Below are 16,016 nucleotides of genomic sequence, written 5' to 3'. Positions count from 1 at the left end.
GGTCAGTGTCCCCCTCCGGGCGCCCGCGTCTCAACCCGGACGCGCGCGTCGCCCCCGTCGCCCGTCTGACCCCCGCCGTGCCCGTCCCCCGTCCCGTGCCCGTTGGAGTGCCCATGAGGGTGGTAGTGCGGGCTGGCCTGCGGGAGCACCGCCTTGAGCTCGGCCATCGCGAACATCGGCAGGAACCGCATGAACAGCAGGAACAGGTGGATGAACAGCCCGATCGACCCCACGAAGATGCAGATGTCCACGAGCGTCGGGTGGAACATGTGCCACTCGCCGGGCAGGAACGCCCGGTGCAGGCTGGTCACGATGATCACGAACCGCTCGAACCACATGCCGATGGTCACCAGCACGCTGACCATGAAGATGACCAGCGGGTTGGTCCGCATCGACTTGTGCCAGAACACCTGGGGGCTCAGCACGTTGCACGAGATCATCGTCCAGTAGGCCCACCAGTAGGGCCCGAACGCGCGGTTCTTGAAGGCGTAGAGCTCGAACTCGTTCCCGCCGTACCACGCGATGAAGAACTCCATCGAGTACGCGAAGCCGACCATCATGCCGGTGAGGAGGATGATCTTCGCCATGTTCTCGAGGTGGCGGAGGGTGATGAAGTCCTTCATGTGCGGGTACAGCTCGCGCGCCGGGATCAGCAGGAGCAGCACCATCGCGAACCCGCCGAAGATGGCGCCGGCGACGAAGTAGGGCGGGAAGATCGTCGTGTGCCAGCCGGGCAGGATCGACGTCGCGAAGTCGAACGACACGATCGAGTGCACGCTGAGCACCAGCGGGGTCGAGATCCCCGCCAGCACGAGGTACGCCGCCTCGTAGCGGTGCCAGTGGCGCCCGCTGAACCGCCACCCCAGGCTCAGGAACCCGTACACCTTCGCCCGCACCTCATCCACCCGGAAGGGCAGGAAGGGCACCACGAGCGGGCTGCCCTCGCGGTTGGCACGCAGGCGACGGTCGGCCCGGTCACGCAGCGTCGCGAGGTCGGGGATCATGCCCATGTACCAGAACAGCAGCGAGACCGTGCCGTACGTCGACACCGCGAAGACGTCCCACAGCAGGGGCGAGCGGAAGTTCGGCCAGATCGCGTTCGCGTTGGGCAGCGGGGCGAGGAACCACGCCATCCACTGGCGCCCGACGTGGATGCCCGGGAAGGTCGCGGCGCAGATCACCGCGAAGATCGTCATCGCCTCGGCCGAGCGGTTCACCGCTGTGCGCCACTTCTGCTTCAGCAGGCACAGGATCGCGGAGATGAGCGTGCCGGCGTGCCCGATACCGATCCAGAACACGAAGTTCGTGATGTCCCACGCCCAGTCCACCTGGTTGTTGAGACCCCAGGTGCCGATCCCCGTGATGACCAGGTACAGGATGAACGCGCCCATCATCGACGCCAGCCCCGCGGTCATCGCCGCGACCGCGTACCACCACCGGGGCGGGGGCGACTCCGTGTACCCGCAGATGATGTCCGTCACCTCGCGGAACGAGCGGTTGTTCAGCACCAGCGGCGGGCGAACCCCGGGCGTCTCGACCAGCGAGCCGTCGCCCGTGCCCGGCGGCGGGAGCACGCTCCCCGCGGCGTCGCGCTCGAGCCCCGCCAGGCGCCGGGCCGTCAGTTCGTCGGGATGCGGGTGCGTCGTCATGCCTTCCTCCCGTGCAGCACCGTGAGGCTCAGGGCGTACCCGCGGTCCTCGCGGCGCCGGCGCCCGTCGAAGCGGAACGACTGGGGTGGCGTCGGGGGCGCGTGCCCGTCGTGCCCCGGTTCATCGTGCCCGTGCCCGTCGTGCCCGTGCCCGTTGTGCCCGTTGTGCGACTCCCCGTGCCCGCCGGCGTGGTGGAACGGGTGCTCCCACGAGTCCTTCCGGGCCGCGTCGCACAGCGCGGGGTTCGGGTTCATCACCCGCACCATGTGCGACGTGCGCGGGCGCGTGTTCAGATACCCCAACAGCTCGTAGCTCCGCGCGTTCGCCCGCGTGCGCGCCACGCGGCTGGCCGGGTCCAGCATGTCGCCGAACACGATCGCGTCGCTCGGGCACGCCTGCTGGCAGGCGGCCTGCACGAACCCGTCGGGGAGCTTCTCCAGCCCCTTCAGCTTGATCTCGATGCGACCGGCGTTGATCCGCTGGATGCAGTACGTGCACTTCTCCATCACGCCGCGCGAACGCACCGTGACGTTCGGGTTCTTCTGCATGCGGCTGATCTGGTCGAGCTTCTCGCGCAGTCGAGGCGGAATCAGGTTCGGGTTGATCTTGTTGTACGCCCCGCTCCCCGTGATCCCCTCCTGCCCGGGGACCATGCCGCCCGCGTCGTCGACGAACTCCTTGAAGAAGTAGTCCCCGTTGAACTTCGTCACGCCATAGTCAAAGAAGTTGAACCGGCGCACCTTGTACGGGCAGTTGTTGGCGCAGTACCGCGTGCCGATGCAGCGGTTGTACGTCATGTAGTTGAGCCCCTCGGGCCCGTGCACCGTCGCGTTCACCGGGCACACCACCTCGCACGGGGCGTTCTCGCAGTGCACGCACGCGACCGGCTGGTGCAGCATCGCCCCGGGGTTGTCCATGTCGCCGGTGAAGTACCGGTCGACGCGGATCCACGCCATCTCGCGCCCCTTCGCGACTTCCTTCTTGCCCACCACCGGGATGTTGTTCTCCGCCTGGCACGCGATCGTGCACGCGCCGCACCCGGTGCACAGCGTCTGGTCGATCGTCATCGCCCACTGCGGTCCCTGCGTGTACACCGGGGGTTGCAGCGACTGATACGCCGGGCCGTCCGGCTTCGCGGGCCCGATGTCCTTGGGGTCCGGGTCCGCGTGCGAGCGGTTGAACGGGTTCTCGTAGATCGAGATGTTCGGGGGCGTGTGGCTCAGCTCGCCGAGCATCTCGGCGAAGTTCAGCTCGCGCACCTTGCCCTCGTTCGCGTAGAACGTGTCCAGCGTCTTCTGCACGTGCGTGCCGTGCTTCTGCCACGCCGGCAGATCCACCGCGCGGACGATGGACGTGCGCGACTCCATCGACCAGTGGTTCTGCGTCGAGGCGATCATGTGCGATCCGGGCTCGCGCCGCAGCGTGCCGCCCGCCATGCTCTGGCGCCCCGTCGCGGGCAGCACGGCGTAGAAGTTCACGCCCACCCCGTCGCCCACGCGCCCCGCCGCTGTCCGCCCGTAGCCCAGCGTGCAGCGCAGCGTGAAGTCGGGCATGCCCGGGAGGATCCACACCGGCGCCACGACCTCGCGCCCCGCCAGCGTCAGCTTCGCGAGCCGCGCGGTCGGGTACTTGGGTGATGTGTACACCCCGCCCATGTCGTCCGCACGCGAGAAGCCCACCGGCGCGACGCCGAGCGCCTCCGCCGTGCGCGGGCTCATGAGCACCGGGTTGTCCCACACCACGCGCGTGCCCGCGGCGGGAAGCTCCTGCAGCCAGCCGATGTTCGCCAGGCGCCCGTCCGCCAGGTTGCCGACCCCGAAGGCCACGTCCAGCGCCTCGGCCCCGGGCGCACCGGCCAGCGTCAGGCGCGACACGCCCTGCGCGACGCTCGCGTAGTCCACGCGCGTCCGCGCGGCGGGCGCGACGACCGGGCCGATGCCCTCGTGCAGGGCCGCCCGCCACGCCTTGGCGAACGCGCCGTCCGTGCCGGCGACCACGCCCCGCCAGTGGGCGCGGACGATCTCGAACCCGTCGATGCGTGCCGTCCAGTCGGTGCCGGCGAGCAGCGCGAGGAACTCGATCTCGCACAGGGCGGGCTCGTACAGCGGGGCGATCATGGGCTGCACGGGCGCGATGACGCCCTCGGAACTGATCGTGTCGCCCCAGCTCTCGAGGTACGACGCCGCGTTGAGCATCCACGTCGAGGCGAGGGCGGTCTCCGTCAGTTCGACGCTCAGGGTGACGGTGGCGCCCACCTTGGCCATCGCGCCGGCGAAGTCGAGCGCGCCGGGCGCGTCGTACACGGGGTTGGCCCCGACGCACACGAGCGTGGAGATCGCGCCGTCCTTCATCGCCGCCGTCAGGCGCGCCAGGTCCGCGTGCCCGTCGGCCGCCTCGTCGGGCGTCATCGCGACGTACGACACGCCGACGCCGATGCTGCCCAGCGCGGCGTTGATCGCGACGATCAGGGCGTGCACCTCGGGGGGCTGGCTCGGGCCGGCGGTCACGACCGCGCGCCCGCGCCGCGCGGGGTCCATCAGGTCCTTGGCGCACGCCTCCAGGAACGCGCGGGCTCCGCCCAGGTCTTCGCCCGCGGGCGTCTGCACCGCGCCCAGCGCCGTGGCGAGCGGGGCCGCGTCGGCGGCGCCCACCTTGGGCAGCATGAACCTGGCCAGCTCGACCGCGAAGCCGCTGATGCGCGACGGCGCCATCGGCACGCGGTGGTCGGCCTGCGCACCCGTGATCGAGAACCCGCTCTCGACCATGTACAGTCGCGACATCGTGTCGTCGGCGGGGTTCGGAGCGCCCAGCGACCGCGACGAAGCGAACCCGAGCGAGTTGCGGACCTGGTCGGGCACGTGCTCCAGGAAGTCGTGATCGAGGCTCAGGATGACCTCGGCCGTGTCACGCCCCAGGTGCAGCACCTCGCGGCACGGCGCACCCAGCGCCGCCCGCGTCCCCTCGCGAGGGCCCGGCGACTCGGCCGGCGCCCAGTCGACCCACATCGCGTTGGGGTACTTCTGACGAAGGCGGGCGCACACCGCGCGGCGCGTCGGGCTCGCAGACTTGGCCACTACGAACGCGAGGCCCTCGCCCTTCGACGCGTCGTAGGGCGCAAAGTGCGAGGCGCCCCAGACGCGGAAGTCGTCCCACGTCGCGCCCACCTGCCCGCGGGTGGGGTTGCGGTAGACCGGGTTCTTCAGGCGGTCGGGGTCGTACAGGCTCAGGATGCTCGACAGCGCCCACGACGTGCACTTCCCGCGGCTGGCCGGGTGCAGCGGGTTGCCCTCGATCTTCGTCGGACGCCCTTCGTGCGTCTCTACGAGCAGGCCCTCGACCCCGCCGTCCGGGCGCGCCCAGCTCGTCGCGTAGTACAGGGGCTTGCCGGGCACGACCTCCTCGGGCACCACGCGCGAGTACGGCATGATCGGGTGCTCGGGCCGCCGGCAGCCGGGGATCGTCGCCGCCCCCGCCAGCGCCACCGACGCCCCCATCAGCTTCAGGAACGTGCGGCGGGTCTCGCCGGTCCCCGAGGGATCACCCGCGTCGGCGATCTCCGCCCGGTCGAGCTCGGACGCGCCCGCGGGAAACTCACGCTCGAGCCAGTCGCGGAACGCCGCCTCGTCGCCCAGCTCTTCGGGGCTGCGCCAGACGGGAAGCCCGTTGACCGTGCCGGCGATACGGGGAACGCGCGCCAACTGGGCCTTGCCCGGCTTGGCCTTCTCCCCCGTCCGCGTCGATGGGCATTGATCGTGTGTCATAGATGCCGTCTGTCCTCGCGCGAACACCGTTCCGTTCCTCTGCACGCCCCCGCGACCGGCCACGCCGGACGCCGCCCCGCTAGTAGTGACACGCGCCGCAGTTTTCCGGCGGCGCGTTCCGCAGCGAATCCAGCAGTTGCTTGCCCGTCGTCACCGCGCCCGCCGCCCCCGACTGGCGCTGCGCCAGGTGCTCTTCCACCCAGTTCAGGTTCGTGACCTGCTCCCGCGGCACCAGACTCGCCTCCGGCTCGCGATGGCACTCCAGGCACCACCCCATCGACAGGGGCTCCGCGTGGTACACGATGGGCATCTGGTCGATCCGCCCGTGGCACGAGAAGCAGCTCACCCCCGCCTGCAGGTGCACCTGGTGCGGGAAGTTCCGCACGTAGTCCGGCAGCTTGTGCACCCGCGCCCAGGCGATCGGCTGGTCGGCCGCATACGCGTCCCGCACGAACTGCGTCAGCGCCTTGTGCGTGTCGGAGGTCTGGAACAGCGTCAGCCGATCCTCCGCGTGACACCCCACGCACGTCGCCACGTTCGGGATGTTCGCCTCGGCGCTCTCTTCCACCTTCGTGTGGCAGTAACGACAGTCCATCCCCAGTTTGCCCGCGTGCAACTGGTGGCTGAACCCGCCCCCGGGCTGCGTCGGCATGTAGCCCACGCGGAAGAACTTCGGCGTCGCGTAGTACCAGAACCCTCCGATGATCGTGCACGTCCCCAGCAGCCCGGCGACCGCGGAGACCGTCGGAAACAGGTTCATCCACTTGGGAAACATCAGCGACACCGCCGGCCTCCTCAGCGGCGTTCACGCCGCGCTTACGCCTTCTTCCGCGTCCGATCCACGGCCCGCGGCGAACCGCCGAAGGGTCTCCCGCCGGACGACAACCGTTCCTGCGAGACCGCAATTTGGACTGAGTACCCCTACCCTGTCAAGTCCCGATTCCTGTCGGACCGCAACTGAGACCGATTCTCAGAACTTTTCGGAGGTGCTGGTCATGCCCGCGTCTTCCACTGGTACCGCTCGTTCTCCCCTCGCCGACGTTGTTTCTCCGGCGCTTGTCACCGGCATGATGGCGGCCGTGGGAGTCTGGGTGCTCTGGTTCGTCACCCACCTCCCCTGGCTGGGAATTCGCGAACAGATTTCGATCCCCGCGATCGTCGGCGTCTGGTTCCTGTGCTTTGTCGTCGCGGGGCGGAACCTCGCGCACGCGCGCGCGTGGCAGGTCGGTGCGCTCGCGGGCTTCGTCTCCGCGTTCACCGGCCTCGCCGTGGTCGGCAGCAAGTTGCGCCCGCAGGTTGAGGGCGGCGGGCCGGCGGACCCCTCGCTCACGCCCAGCGCGCCCGCGATCGTGCTCGGCTTTCTCGTGTTCGGCACGGTGCTCGGGCTTGCAGGCGCCTTCCTGGGCTCGCGGTTCGCGCGCCCCGCGGCTTCGGCCGCGAACACGCCCTGGCTCGCGCGCTTCGCGTGGGTCGCGTGCCTGGCCGCGGCCCCGCTGCTCTTCGTCGGCGGGCTCGTGACCAGCACCGACGCGGGGATGGCGGTGCCCGACTGGCCCAACACGTACGGCTCGAACATGTTCCTGTACCCGCTGGGCCCGCGCGTGCCCGCGAACATCTACCTCGAGCACGCGCACCGCCTCTTCGGCACGCTCGTCGGGTTCGCCGCGATCATCCTGACCGTCTGGGTGTGGGTGTCGCGCACCTCGTCGTTCGTCAAGTGGTGGGCCACGGGGCTGCTGCTGTTCATCATCGCGCAGGGGCTGCTGGGGGCGGCCCGCGTGCTGGAGAACAGCCGCTGGATGGCGGCGTTCCACGGCGTGTCGGCGCAGGTGATCTTCGCCGGCATGGTCGCGCTGGCGGTGTATCTGTCCCCGTGGTACGCGGGCCTCGCGGCGGGCGGTGCGCAGCCGGGGGCGCGGCGTCTGCGCGCGTTCGCGACCGCCACGCTGCACACGCTGTTCATCCAGCTCGCGCTGGGCGCTGTCTACCGCCAGTTCCGTCACACCCACGTGCTCTGGACGCACGCGGCGTTCGCCACGGTCGTGCTGCTGGTGGCGATCATCGCCGGGTTCGCCGCGATGAGTTTCCTGAAGGACGCGTCAGACCCGCGTCCGGGCGCCCGTGTTCGGCGTGCGGGCGGGGCGCTGGTGGGCGTCGTGGCGGTGCAGTTCGTGCTCGGGTGGATCGCGTTCATGGTGACCGCCGGTCAGTCGCTGGACACGTCGTCCGTGCCGCAGGCGCTCGTGCGGACCGCACACCAGGCGAACGGGGCGCTGCTCATCGGGGTCGTGGCATACTTGGTCGTGATCGCGAAGCAACTGGCGCGCGCCACGCCGCCGGTGGTCGGCGGGGTTGAGCCCGCGCGGGCGGGCGGGTGATCGTCGAGGGCGGGTAACTGCCGACGAAATCGGGCTTCTCTCGCGTCCCGGCGTCCGATACATTCACGGGGTGCGGTTCGCGCTGCAATGAGCGCGGACGGCGGGCGTTCGGCGGTGCGTGGGCGCTCGAAGCCCGCGGAGACTTGGGCACGGGGGCCGCCGTCTGGGGCGGCGTCGGAGGGGACGATGCGCCAACCTGACGGACCAACGCCGGGCACCGAACCGAACGCCGCACCGAGCGCGACGGACCAACCGCCGGCCGCGCCCACGGACGAGGTGCCGGGGGCGCCGATCGATGAGAAGCTCGAGGCCTCGCTGCGCCCGATCAAGCGGAAGGACTTCGGGTACGAGCAGGCGCGCCACCTGCTGTGGCGGGCGGGCCTGGGCGGGAACGAGAAGCAGGTGCGCTACCTCGCGGACATCGGCCCGGAGAAGGCGGTCGACCTGCTGGTGAACTACAAGCCCAGCGACTTCGCGTGGCCCGGGGAGCGCGAGTTCGACCCCGACATCATGCGCCCGCCCAGCGAGCAGGAGCGTCAGGCGTACCGCATGGCGCAGCGCAACCAGGACGAGGAAACCCTCGCGCGCCTGCGCCTGGAGCGCGAGCGGCGCGAGCGCGACGACCGCGCCCAGATCACGCAGGTGCAGAAGTGGTGGCTCGCGCGGATGATCGAGACGCCCAACCCGCTGGAAGAGAAGATGACGCTCTTCTGGCACGGGCTGCTGGCGACGAACTACCGCACGATCGAGAACTCGTACCACATGTTCCTGCAGAACCAGACCTTCCGCAAGCACGCGGTGGGCAGCTACGCCGACCTGCTCAAGGCCCTCATCCGCGACCCCGCGATGCTGGCGTACCTCGACAACAACGACAGCCGCAAGAACCGCCCGAACGAGAACCTCGCCCGCGAGATCATGGAGCTGTTCTCGCTGGGCGTGGGGAACTACACCGAGCAGGACATCAAGGAGGGCGCGCGGGCGCTGACGGGCTACACGTTCCGCGACGACGAGTTCGTGCTCGAGAAGGACAACCACGACACCGGCAAGAAGACGATCCTCGGGCAGACCGGCAACTGGGACGGCGACGACTTCGTGCGGATCATCCTCTCGCAGCCCGCGTGCCCGCGGTACATCTCGCGGCGCCTCTACCACCACTTCGTCGCCGACGTCCCGCCCGACGAGCGCGGCGGGGACAAGGGCCTCGACCCCGCGCAGCGCGCGGTGCTTCGGCAGATGGCGATCTCGCTCTCGGGCGGCAAGTACGAACTCAAGCCTGTGCTGCGCAAGCTCTTCCTGAGCGAGCACTTCTACGAGCCCCGGTTCATGAACGACCAGATCAAGAGCCCGGTGCAGCTGGTCGTCGGCGCGTGCCGCTCGCTCGACACGCCCGTGCGCGATCTCTCGATCCTCAACGACGCGATGGACCTGATGGGGCAGCGCCTGATGTTCCCGCCCAGCGTCAAGGGCTGGGAAGGCGGGCGGGCGTGGATCAACACCTCGACGTACTACGTGCGCCAGAACACGCTCGCGTTTCTCATCGCGGGCAAGCGCCCGCGGGGCTACGACCCCACGGCCCGGACGCAGACCTACGACGCGATGGCCCTGCTCACGCCGTACGGGAAGGACTCGCCCGTGGGGCGGGGCGAGCCCCGCGCGGTCGCCGAGGCGCTGCTGCGCCTGGCGCTGGGCTGGGCGCCCAGCGCGGGCGTCGCCGAACTGCTCGCGTTCCTCGGGTCGAACGAGAACGCGGTGAACAACGAGACGGTGAGCGGCATGCTGCTGCTCATCTCGGCGATGCCGGAGTATCAGTTGTGCTGAAGACGAAGGCATGAGGCGTGAGGCATTAGGCATTAGGCATTAGGCATGAGGCATTAGGCATTAGGCATTAGGGCATTCGGAAGAGACATAAAGGCACTGGGCACTGGGCACTGGGGACTGGGGACTGGGGACTGGGGACGAGCAAGAGGGCGGAAGGGACGTCATGAGCACGCAGAACCCGTTTACGCGTCGTGAGTTTCTCCGCACCGGGCTGGTGATGGCGTCGGCGGCGGCGACGCTGCCGGCGTTTCTCAACAACTCCGCGCTCGCGATGCACGCCGCGGCGGGCGGGCTGTCGTCGGTGCCCGGCGTGCCCGACGACCACGTGCTGGTGGTGATCCAGCTCTCGGGGGGCAACGACGGGCTCAACACCGTCGTGCCGTTCGGCGCGCCCGAGTACTACCGCGCCAGGCCCGGGATCGGCGTTCCCGAGAACCAGGTGCTCAAGTTGTCGAAGGCCGACGGCGTGGGGCTGCACCCTCAGCTCGCCCCGCTCCGCGAGATGTACGACGACGGGAAGGTCTGCGTCGTGCAGGGCGTGGGCTACCCCAACCCCAACCGCTCGCACTTCAAGTCCATGGACATCTGGCACACCGCCGACACCTCCGCCACCGGCGACGGCTGGCTGGGCAAGTACTTCGACAGCGAGTGCTGCGGCTTTGGCAAGGGCGAGTCCGGCACGCCCGAGGCGGCCCAGACGCCCGGCGCCGGGCCCCCCGGCATCGCCATCGGCCGCACCGCCCCGCTCGCCATGGAAGGGCGCCGCATCAAGCCCGTCGCGTTCGAGTCCGCGGACCTCTTCCGCTGGTCGGCGCAGGAAATGAACGACGCGCTCCGCAAGGGCTATTCGAGCCTCAACACGCGCGAGTCGGGCGATGGCAACGCCGCCCGCGCCGACTCGAACGCGGCGTTCCTGCTGCGGACCTCGCTCGACGCGCAGGTGTCCAGCGACCTGATCCGCAAGGCGGTGGAGCAGCGCCCCAAGACGCAGTTCCCCAACAGCGACCTGGGGCGCCAGCTCTCGATGATCGCCAGCATGATCGGGGCGGGCCTCAAGACGCGCGTGTACTACGCGAACATGGGCTCGTTCGACACGCACGCCGGCCAGGGCGGAGCGCAGGGGCGCCACGCGCAGCTCCTAGGCCAGTTCTCGCAGGCGGTGCGGGCGTTCTACGCCGAACTGAAGGAGCAGCGCGCCGACGAGCGCGTCCTGTCGGTCGCGTTCTCGGAGTTCGGGCGGCGCGTGGGGCAGAACCAGAGCCAGGGCACCGACCACGGGACGGCGGCCCCGATGTTCCTGTTCGGGCCCATGGTGCGCCGGGGCGTCGTGGGCGAGCACCCGTCGCTCAAGGACCTGGACGACGGCGACCTCAAGTACAAGATCGACTTCCGCTCGGTGTACGCGGGCGTGCTGGAGTCGTGGATGAAGGCCGACAGCAAGGCCGTGCTCGAGGGCACGTTCAAGGCCCTGCCCGTGCTGGCGGCGGGCGCGACGAACGCGAAGACGGCGCGCTGACGCGCTCGGGGCCGGGCGGCGGGCCGCGGAACGACTTTGGCCCTTGACGCCTCTGCAACGCCTACGCGACAGCGAGGTACGCCGCCAGGATGTCGCGGGCGGCGTAGAGGTCCTTGGTGTCGATCATCTCGGTGACGGTGTGGATGTAGCGGGTGCCGACGGTGATGCCGATGGCGCGGGCGCCGGCGGCGGCCTGCTGGGCCGCGGCGCCGTCCTGCCCCCCGGCCGCCAGGATGGTGCGCTGGTAGGGCACCTTGTGCTTCTTGGCGAGGGCCTCGAACTCGGCGACGAGGCGGTGGTCGGCGATGAACGAGCTGTCCTTGATGTGCAGCCCGAACCCGACGCCCTGCTTGGTGACGGTTTCTTCGTCGGGCACGCCGGGCGTGTCGCAGGCGAGGGTGACGTCCAGGCCGATGCCGATGTCGGGGAGCACGCGGTGGCTGGCGGTGCGGGCGCCGCGCAGGCCGACTTCTTCCTGCGTGGTGAAGGCGACGACGATCTCGCACGCGTGCCCGGAGCCGGAGGCGTCGAGGCGCCGGATGCTCTCGATGCCCAGCCAGCACGCGACGCGGTTGTCGAGCGCCTTGCTCACGACCTTGGTGCCGATCTCGATCGCGGGCTCGTCCATGACGACGAAGTCACCGACCTTGATCTTCTTCTTGACGTCGTCGGCCTTCATGCCGGTGTCGACGAAGAACTCCTTGACCTCGGGCACCTTCTCGCGGTCCTTGGGGCTCGAGATGTGGATCGGGCGGCCGCAGGGGTTCATGACGCCCCGGAAGTCGCCGCTGTCGGCGCACACCAGCACCCGGCGCGAGAAGAGGTTCCGCGTGTCGAACCCGCCCGCGGGGTTCATCCACAGGAACCCGTTCTTGTCGATCGACGTGACGTAGAACCCGATCTCGTCCATGTGGCAGAGCAGCATGACGCGCAGCGGGCGCTCGCCCCCGCGGGCCTTGGCCGGGCGGGCGGGGGCGTTCTTGGCGCCCTTCTTGCCCGGGCGGGGCGCACGGGTGCAGATGAGCGAGCCGAGCGCGTCGGTCTCGACGCTATCAAAGAGGCCCGCGATCTCCGACTCGATCAGCGCGCGGACGCGTTCCTCGCGCCCCGGCACGCCGGGGGTCTCGCACAGGCGTTTGAGCAGTTCGATGTTCGCCATGGTTCTCTCTCGGTGGTTCGGCGCCCTCCCGCGGGCGCTCGGGGGCGCGAGCGTAGCAGATCACGCGGATGCGCGCCCCTCCGCACCCCGTCGCCCGTTACCGCAGGCGCTCGTCGATCTGCGCGTGCAGCAGCTTGAGTTCCTCGGCCTTGGCCCTGGGCATCACGAGCGTCGCGTCGGGCGTGTGGACGACGATCATGTCCTCGCACCCCAGCAGCGCCAGGGTGTGCCCCGCCGCGGTCACCGCCAGGTTGCTCCGCCCGCCCAGGATCACCGCCTCCCCCTCGCCCGCGACGCAGTTGCCCGCCTTGTCGGGCGTGAGCGTCTCGGCGAAGCTGGGCCAACTGCCCACGTCCAGCCACGTGAGGTCCATCTGCACGGTGCAGACGGAGAACTGGTCGGCGCCGGGCGCCCCCGCGCGGGCCGCCTGGCTCGCGGGCTCCAGCAGCGCGTAGTCCACGCTGATCTTGGGAAGCGTCGGGTAGACCTCTTCGAGCACGCCCTTGGCCTTCTTGGTGCCCCAGGCCTTCTGGATCTTGACGAGCCCCTCGTGGCTCTCGGGCTTGAACTTCGCGAGCGCCTCGAGCACGGCGGAGGCTTTCCAGACGAACATCCCGCTGTTCCACCCGAAGTCGCCCGACTGCACGTAGACCTCGGCCCGGGCCCGGTCGGGCTTCTCGACGAACCGCGCCACGTGGTACGCGTGCTCCTTGGCGCCGTCGATCATGGCGCTCTTGCCGTGGCGGGGGTCGCGGATGGGCGTGCCCCGTTCGACGTAGCCGAAGCCCGTCGCGGGGTACGTCGGCTTGATCGAGAACGTCACGAACCGGCGCGGGTCGTTCTCCACCAGCCGGAAGCCCAGGTCCATCCGCGCGCGGAAGGCGTCCTCGGGCTCGATCACGTGGTCGCCGGTGAGCACGCAGAAGACGGCGTCGGGGTCTTCCTTCGCCAGCACCGCCGCCGCGAACCCCACCGCGTTCACGGTGTCGCGCCCGCAGGGCTCGCCGAGCACGTGCGCGTCATCAAACTGGGGGAGCTGCTCGCGCACGGCCTCGCGGTACGACTCGGCGGTGCAGATGTAGCGGCGTTGCGGGTCGATAAGCCCGTCCAGCCGCGCCGCCGCCAGTTCCAGCAGCGACACGCGGCCAACGCGCCCGGGGCGCTCGATGAAGCGGAGCAACTGCTTGGGGCGGTCCTTGCGGCTCGTGGGCCACAGCCGCGTCCCCGCCCCGCCCGCCATGATCATCGCGTAGCGCATGAGGGGGCAGGGTATCGCGCTCGCCCGGGCGGGCTCCAGCGGGCCCACGCCCCCCACAGTCGGCGGGGCGCACGGGACGCCCGCGAGGTACACTCGGGCCGATGCAATCGAAGGCCACCACCGTCGCGGAGTATCTGGATTCGTTGCCGCCCGACCGGCGTGAGGCGCTGGAGGCCGTCCGCCGGACGATCCTCGAGAATCTCGACGACCAGTACGAGGAAGGGATGCAGTACGGGATGATCGGGTACTACGTGCCGCACTCGGTGTTCCCGGACGGGTACCACTGCGACCCGCGCCAGCCGCTGCCGTTCGCGGGGCTGGCATCGCAGAAGAACCACATGTCGGTGTACCTCATGAGCATGTACGGCAGTCCGGGGGGCGAGGCGGCGTTCCGGCGCGACTGGGAGGCGACAGGTCGCAAGCTCGACATGGGCAAGTGCTGCATCCGGTTCAAGCGCCTCGAACAGGTCGCGCTCGACGTACTCGGCAAGTCCATCCGAGAGATGCCGGCGCACCGGTGGATCGAGCACTACACGCGCGAGATCCGATCGAAGAACAAGGCGAGCGCGGCGAAGGCGTCCGCCAGCCACACCGGGAAGGCCGCCGCCAAGACCGCCACCAAGGTCTCCGGGAAAGCCGTCCGCAAAACGTCCAAGAGGACCGGCTCCGCGGCTTCCAAGAAGGCCCCGCGCAGGGCCGGGGTTTCGCGCGGGTCCTCGCGCGGGGCTGGGGCGGGCGGCGCGGCTCGCAAGGCGTCGAAGAAGAAGTCCCGGGCCTGACGGTCCGCGCGATACAGTCGCTCCGCGCGGGGCGACGCACCCGGCGCGGAGGACGCATGGCCCGCACCACCGCCCGCAACGGCACGACGCCCTCGAACGCCCCGTCCGCGCGCGCCGGGGTACACGACCGCGCGCCGGGACCGTCGCTCGCGGGCGTGTGGGCGGCCGACTACGCCCCCGCGCCCGAGACCGTCCGCACTGCGATCGCCCCGCGCCACGCGCACTACATCAACGGCGCGTGGCGCGAGCCGTCGGAGGGCACGCGCTTCCCGACGATCAACCCGGCGACCGAGGAAGTCCTGAGCGAGGTGGCGCAGGGGAGCGGGCGAGACGTGGACGCCGCGGTGCGGGCGGCCCGGGCGGCGCTCCCGGCGTGGAGCGCGCTGCGCCCCGCCGAGCGCGCGAAGTTCATCTTCCGGATCGCGCGGCGGATCCAGGAACGGTCGCGCGAACTGGCGGTGCTGGAGTCGCTCGACAGCGGGAAGCCCATCCGCGAATCGCGCGACGTCGACGTGCCCCTCGCCGCGGCACACTTTTTCTATCACGCCGGCTGGGCCGACAAGCTCGCGTTCGCCTTCGCCGGACGCACGCCCCGCCCCGTCGGCGTGTGCGGGCAGATCATCCCGTGGAACTTCCCGCTGCTCATGGCCGCGTGGAAGCTCGCACCCGCGCTCGCCTGCGGCAACACCTGCGTCCTCAAGCCCGCCGAGACCACGCCCCTCTCGGCCCTGCGCCTCGCCGAGATCATCGACGAGATCGGCCTGCCCAAGGGCGTGGTGAACGTCGTCACGGGCGACGGCACGACCGGGGCGGCCCTGGTCGAGCACGCCGGGGTCGACAAGATCGCGTTCACCGGCTCCACCGAGGTCGGCAAGCGCATCGCCGCGAGCGTCGCGGGGCGGGGCACGCGCCTCACGCTCGAACTGGGCGGCAAGAGCCCGCACATCATCTTCGAAGACGCGTCGATCGACCAGGCGGTCGAGGGCGTGGTGCGGGGCATCTACTTCAACCAGGGCGAGGTCTGCTGCGCCGGGTCGCGGCTCTTCGTGCAGGAGTCGATCCTGCCCGAGGTGCTCCGCACGCTCGAGGTACGCCTCGCGTCGCTGCGCGTGGGCGATCCGCTCGACAAGAACACCGACGTGGGCGCGATGAACTCGCGATCGCACCTCGACCGCGTGCTCGGATACCTGCGCCGAGGAACGGCCGAGGGCGCGGTGCTCTGCACGCCCGCCCGCGAGAACGGCGAGCCCGCCCGGCCCCTTACGTCCGACGCGCTCGACGCCTGGCGGCCCGCGGGGCTCTCGCGGGGCTTCTGGTGCCCGCCCTGCTTCTTCACGGGCGTGCAGCCCAGCCACACCATCGCGCGCGACGAGGTCTTCGGCCCCGTGCTCGCCGTCATGAGCTTCCGCACGCCCGACGAGGCCGTCGCCCGCGCCAACAACACGCCCTACGGGCTGGCGGCGGGCATCTGGACCGACAAGGGCTCCAAGGTCTTCGAGATCGCCGGCAAGCTCAAGGCCGGCGTCGTCTGGTGCAACACCTACAACCGCTTCGACCCGGCCTCGCCCTTCGGCGGGTACAAGGAGTCGGGCTTCGGGCGCGAGGGGGGCGTGCAGGGCCTGCGCGCGTACGTCCGCCTGGACGAGCCCCGACGCCCGCGCGGGCGCGCGACATGAGCGCCCGCACCGACCGCTAGAC

At 70.3% G+C, this 16,016-nt stretch carries 10 protein-coding genes; 5 read left to right on the top strand and 5 right to left on the bottom strand.

Translation table 11 applies throughout. The annotated features are described in order from the left end of the window. Positions 1 to 2 precede the first annotated feature (2 nt). From nrfD to SFY69_06465, 3 genes are all read right to left on the bottom strand, one after another. On the bottom strand, positions 3 to 1,649 hold the full coding sequence (gene nrfD / locus SFY69_06475) for an NrfD/PsrC family molybdoenzyme membrane anchor subunit (protein MDX2131678.1): 1,647 nt from the start codon (positions 1,647 to 1,649) through the stop codon (positions 3 to 5). Then, positions 1,646 to 5,410, bottom strand: coding sequence for a TAT-variant-translocated molybdopterin oxidoreductase (locus tag SFY69_06470; GenBank protein ID MDX2131677.1), 3,765 nt, complete (start codon positions 5,408 to 5,410; stop codon positions 1,646 to 1,648). The genes nrfD and SFY69_06470 overlap by 4 nt, the downstream gene beginning before the upstream one ends. 79 nt (positions 5,411 to 5,489) lie before the next feature. Next, the gene (locus tag SFY69_06465; GenBank protein MDX2131676.1) at positions 5,490 to 6,185 is read right to left on the bottom strand and encodes a cytochrome c3 family protein; all 696 of its coding nucleotides are present in this window, start codon (positions 6,183 to 6,185) and stop codon (positions 5,490 to 5,492) included. A 304-nt stretch (positions 6,186 to 6,489) separates the two neighbouring features. On the opposite strand from SFY69_06465, the gene SFY69_06460 reads away from it, so the two are divergent. The 3 genes from SFY69_06460 to SFY69_06450 all read left to right on the top strand — a co-directional run bounded on the left by SFY69_06460 (position 6,490) and on the right by SFY69_06450 (position 11,122). After that, on the top strand, positions 6,490 to 7,788 hold the full coding sequence (locus tag SFY69_06460) for a COX15/CtaA family protein (protein MDX2131675.1): 1,299 nt from the start codon (positions 6,490 to 6,492) through the stop codon (positions 7,786 to 7,788). Positions 7,789 to 7,974: 186 nt separating this feature from the next. Continuing rightward, complete coding sequence (locus SFY69_06455; protein MDX2131674.1) at positions 7,975 to 9,606, top strand: DUF1800 domain-containing protein; 1,632 nt, start codon at positions 7,975 to 7,977, stop codon at positions 9,604 to 9,606. Positions 9,607 to 9,769: 163 nt separating this feature from the next. Beyond that, a complete protein-coding gene (locus SFY69_06450; protein MDX2131673.1) occupies positions 9,770 to 11,122 on the top strand; it encodes a DUF1501 domain-containing protein in 1,353 nt (450 codons plus the stop codon). Positions 11,123 to 11,183: 61 nt separating this feature from the next. Here the strand turns inward: SFY69_06450 and SFY69_06445 are convergent, their stop codons facing one another. Together SFY69_06445 and SFY69_06440 are read right to left on the bottom strand one after the other, a co-directional pair. Then, complete coding sequence (locus SFY69_06445; GenBank protein MDX2131672.1) at positions 11,184 to 12,281, bottom strand: M20/M25/M40 family metallo-hydrolase; 1,098 nt, start codon at positions 12,279 to 12,281, stop codon at positions 11,184 to 11,186. Positions 12,282 to 12,378: 97 nt separating this feature from the next. After that, positions 12,379 to 13,539 carry a mannose-1-phosphate guanylyltransferase gene (locus SFY69_06440; GenBank protein ID MDX2131671.1) on the bottom strand — a complete coding sequence of 387 codons (1,161 nt, stop codon included), beginning with the start codon at positions 13,537 to 13,539 and terminating at the stop codon, positions 12,379 to 12,381. A 101-nt stretch (positions 13,540 to 13,640) separates the two neighbouring features. On the opposite strand from SFY69_06440, the gene SFY69_06435 reads away from it, so the two are divergent. After that, the gene (locus SFY69_06435) at positions 13,641 to 14,318 is read left to right on the top strand and encodes a DUF1801 domain-containing protein (GenBank protein MDX2131670.1); all 678 of its coding nucleotides are present in this window, start codon (positions 13,641 to 13,643) and stop codon (positions 14,316 to 14,318) included. A 56-nt stretch (positions 14,319 to 14,374) separates the two neighbouring features. Continuing rightward, entirely contained in the window at positions 14,375 to 15,994 is a 1,620-nt protein-coding gene (locus tag SFY69_06430) for an aldehyde dehydrogenase family protein (GenBank protein MDX2131669.1), read from the top strand. Positions 15,995 to 16,016: the final 22 nt, after the last annotated feature.

It is taken from the genome of Planctomycetota bacterium (assembly GCA_033763975.1).
Classification (GTDB): domain Bacteria; phylum Planctomycetota; class Phycisphaerae; order Phycisphaerales; family UBA1924; genus RI-211.
The sequence above is the reverse complement of the archived record's forward strand: the minus strand, read 5'-3'. Positions and strand labels throughout refer to the sequence as shown.